This window comes from Streptomyces sp. NTH33 (assembly GCF_003236365.1).
In the GTDB taxonomy this organism is placed as follows: domain Bacteria; phylum Actinomycetota; class Actinomycetes; order Streptomycetales; family Streptomycetaceae; genus Streptomyces.
On sequence record NZ_POTZ01000607.1, the window covers coordinates 1 to 3,408 of the forward strand.

Sequence of the window (3,408 nt, forward strand, 5' to 3'; positions counted from 1 at the left end):
CTCCGGGCGCGCCCGGAGGGTCTGGCTTGCGGCGCGGACGGGGCACCGTGCGCGGCATGCGCGGGTGTGCGCCGGTTACACGGCCATGCCGTACACGATGGTGAAGAGCGTGCCGAGCGAGCCGATGATGAACACCCCTGTCAGACCGGCGATGATCAGCCCCTTGCCTTGTTCGGCGCTGAACGTGTCGCGCAGGGCCGTGGCACCGATGCGCTGCTTGGCGGCGCCCCAGATGGCGATGCCGAGGCAGAGCAGGATGGCGACGGCCATCACCACCTCGATCATCACCTTGGCCTCGTTGCCCAGGCTGCCGAAGGGGCCCCAGTTCGGAGCGATCCCGCCGATGATGGTGTTGATGTCTCCCTTGTCGGCCGCAAAGAGCATGTAAGTCACCGCCCCTGTTGGGTAGTTCCATGTCCCCTGTCCTCGTGCAGAGGTCAGGGTCATTGTCACCGACAATCACGCCGGCGAAGTCGACTTGACGCTATTGCCTTATGGGTTTGGCATGTATCGTCACTCTGTGTATCACGGCAGGTCACGCCGGGCAATGAAGTCCGAGCGGAACCTGTCGTGTGGTCCCGTCGTTGACGTTCTTCGCTGTTCCTCATGGCTTTTGACGGCCAGTCGGGTGTGGGGCCGTTCCGATGGTCTCACGTCGGCGGGCCGCGGTCCCGCTGTCCGTTCGGTGCGGGCGGGCGCGGGGCGGTGTCGGCCAGTACGGTGGGCTTGGTGAAGCACACCTTGTTCGCCGCCCTGGCGCTGCTGGCCGTCACCTCGGTCTCCGCCGCGGCCGCCGCCGACGGGCCCGGCGCGCTCGGGGTGACCGCCGTCACCCCGAAGTCCCCGCAGGGTGCCCGGGTCGGGGTGCTGGCCGGTGCGGACAAGGCCGGCGGCCTGACGGGCAACCACTTCTGCACGGCCTCCGTGGTGCACAGCCCGAACCGCAACCTGGTCCTGACCGCCGCCCACTGTCTGAGCGGCGGCGGCGACCTGGTGTTCGTGCCGGGCTACCGGGACGGGCGGGCGCCGTACGGGGTGTGGACGGTCAAGAGGCGTTTCCTGCCCGACGGCTGGTCCAAGGGCCAGGACGAGGACAGCGACATGGCCTTCGCCGTGCTCGCCCCGCGGGGCGGCAAGGAGATCGAGGACGTCGTCGGCGCCAACCGCTTCGTCACGGGGACGGCGACCGGGGCGACCGCGGTCACCGTCACCGGCTATCCGGACGCGCGCGAGGTGCCCATCAGCTGCACCAACAGGCCGCACGCCCACAGCGGCGGCCAGCAGCGCATCGACTGCCCGGAGTTCACCGGCGGCACCAGCGGCAGCCCGTGGGTCAACGGCGACCGGCAGGTCGTCGGGGTGCTGGGCGGGCACGAGCAGGGCGGTTCGACGGCGAACAGGTCGTACAGCGTGGTCTTCGGGGCCGCGGCGGCGAGGCTGTACAAGGACGCGGCCGCCGATCCCTGATCCGCACCCGGCCCGGGGCGGGGTCGCACGGCGGGCGGCCGCCGTGCTGCCCTGCGCCCTGTGTGTGATCACTCCAAAAGCACGGAGGGCGCCTCTAGACTGTCGGCGGTGGACTCCCGGGCGGCGAGGGGCGGTTGACGGTGCGTAAGGCATGGATCGTTGCGATCACCGCCGTCGGCACCGCGTTCGGCTTCGTCGTGCTGCTCGTCGTCGGCGTGTACGTCGTCGCCGGGAGCCCCGCGGGCGGGGCGGGCGGCGGAGCCGTGGGACTCGCCAGGGGCGCGGTGCCGGCCGCGTACCACTCCCTCGTGCAGAAGTGGGGCACTCTCTGCTCCGCCATCAACCCCGCGCTGCTGGCCGCGCAGCTGTACCAGGAGAGCGGGTTCAACCCGAACGCCCGGAGTCCCGCCGCGGCGCAGGGGATAGCGCAGTTCATCCCGGGCACCTGGGCCACGCACGGCATCGACGGCAACGGCGACGGCAAGCGCGACGTCTGGGACCCGGACGACGCGATTCCGTCGGCCGCGTCCTACGACTGCGAGCTCGCCCGGTACGTCAAGGACGTGCCCGGGAACCCGACGCACAACATGCTCGCGGCCTACAACGCGGGCGCGTACGCCGTCATCAAGTACCGGGGTGTGCCGCCGTACGCGGAGACCAGGAACTACGTGAAGACCATCACGACCCTGGAGAAGAGCTTCGCCGCGCCCGTCAGGCGCGTCGATCCCTCCAAGCAGGCCGCCGCGGCCATCTCCTACGCGCAGGGCAAGCTCGGCACGCCCTATCTGTGGGGCGGGAACGGCACCGCCGACCAGGGCGGGCGGTTCGACTGCTCGGGGCTGACCAAGGCGGCGTACGAGAGTGTGGGGATCACCCTGCCGCGGGTCGCCAACGACCAGTACAACGCCGGTCCGCACCCCAAGCGGGACGAGCTGCTGCCGGGCGACCTGGTGTTCTTCTCCGACGACCCGGCCAATTCGCGGGCCATCCGGCACGTGGGTATCTACGTCGGCGGCGGGTACATGATCGACGCGCCGAGGCCGGGTGCGGTGATCCGGTTCGACCCCATCGACACGCCGGACTACTTCGGGGCCACCAGGGTCACCGAAGACGGCGCGAAAGCGCTCCCCACCTCCGTGTGAACGGCCTGCGGACCTACCTCCTGAGCTGCTGTGACGAGTCTCTCTTCGATAACGTCTGCGTGATCGTTCGGTGGAGGACGGAACGGATCGGCCGGGGTCGTGCGTTGCTGTTGGCGTAGCTGATCTACAACCACGGGGGTGGGCAGGAGCGGCGTACACAGGGTGCGCCCGGAACGACACGACGAAGGGGCCGCAGCGCCATGGCTGGACTCGCCGAATCCGGGTCGAACCCTGACGTCGACCTGCTCTACGACATCAACGGGCTGGCCAAGGACGCGCCGCGCTGGTTCGACCGGGTCATGGAGTACGTCGGCGAGTACGGGCTGCTGCTCGCCATGGTGCTGCTCGTGGTGTGGTGCTGGTGGTCGGTGCGGCGCCGGGGCGGTGCGGAGGCGGCGTCGTCCGTGGCCGCGCTGGTGTGGGTGCCGCTCGCGGCGGGCCTCGCGGTGCTGGTGAACGTGCCGATACGGGGGTTCGTGAAGCGGCCCCGGCCGTTCCTGGACCATCAGGGGCTGGAGGTCCTGGTGTCCGGGAAGACCGACTACTCGTTCGTGAGCGACCACGCGGCGATCACCATGGCGATGGGGGTCGCGCTGTTCGTCGCCAACCGGCGGTTCGGTCTGGTGGGCATAGGGCTGGCGCTGCTCGAGGGGTTCTGCCGGGTGTACATGGGCGTGCACTATCCGACGGACGTCGTGGGCGGGTTCGCGCTGGGCACGGCTGTCGCGCTGCTGCTGTCTCCCTTGGCCATGGCACTGCTCACGCCGCTGCTGAGGGCGGTCGAGGGGTCGGCGTGGGG

Annotated in this window: 4 protein-coding genes; 3 read left to right on the forward strand and 1 reads right to left on the reverse strand. The window is 70.1% G+C overall.

Annotated features, from left to right (window positions below; all coding sequences use genetic code 11):
* Window positions 1-75: 75 nt before the first annotated feature.
* Window positions 76-384 (reverse strand): hypothetical protein, encoded by a 309-nt coding sequence (locus tag C1I97_RS33700; protein ID WP_100569130.1) that lies wholly within the window; start codon window positions 382-384, stop codon window positions 76-78.
* 345 nt (window positions 385-729) lie between these two features.
* On the opposite strand from C1I97_RS33700, the gene C1I97_RS33705 reads away from it, so the two are divergent.
* From C1I97_RS33705 to C1I97_RS33715, 3 genes are all read left to right on the forward strand, one after another.
* A complete protein-coding gene (locus tag C1I97_RS33705) occupies window positions 730-1,467 on the forward strand; it encodes a trypsin-like serine peptidase (RefSeq protein WP_441349184.1) in 738 nt (245 codons plus the stop codon).
* 140 nt (window positions 1,468-1,607) lie between these two features.
* On the forward strand, window positions 1,608-2,609 hold the full coding sequence (locus C1I97_RS33710) for a C40 family peptidase (protein ID WP_111006817.1): 1,002 nt from the start codon (window positions 1,608-1,610) through the stop codon (window positions 2,607-2,609).
* 200 nt (window positions 2,610-2,809) lie between these two features.
* Window positions 2,810-3,408 (forward strand): phosphatase PAP2 family protein (locus tag C1I97_RS33715; protein WP_111006816.1); only part of this gene is annotated, 599 nt, incomplete at its 3' end.

Bases quoted from the DNA above. Each gene is read 5' to 3' on its own strand.
- C1I97_RS33700 (WP_100569130.1), bottom strand. From the start codon at position 384: ATGCTCTTTGCGGCCGACAAGGGAGACATCAACACCATCATCGGCGGG.